General features: G+C 50.4%; 1 pseudogene. It reads left to right on the top strand.

From position 1 onward, the window contains the following. Positions 1 to 242, top strand: a pseudogene (locus AAEY88_RS15190) (peptigoglycan-binding protein LysM); the annotation flags it as partial.

The following is a 242-nucleotide window of genomic DNA, read 5'->3' as shown; positions in this document are numbered from 1 at the left end:
GCACATGGCTTGGCATTTACCTTATCGACTAACTACTCTGCATTATGCCGTGTCTGCTGCTCTACTGTGTGCTGTCGGTACAGCGACGCTGCTTCCTACAGCAAAAGCGGCCACGATCGGTAAGACGACAATCACCTCAGCACAGCATGAGCCTCTCGTGGCTGTGATTAGCGTCTCTGATATTCAGGCGTCCGATTTTTCTGCAAACTTGGCAAACTCTGTCGTTTATCAGCAGTTAGGAC

Origin of the sequence: Psychrobacter sp. CAL346-MNA-CIBAN-0220 (assembly GCF_040309805.1) — a bacterium.
Classification (GTDB): domain Bacteria; phylum Pseudomonadota; class Gammaproteobacteria; order Pseudomonadales; family Moraxellaceae; genus Psychrobacter.
This window is presented reverse-complemented; position numbering and strand designations above follow the sequence as displayed.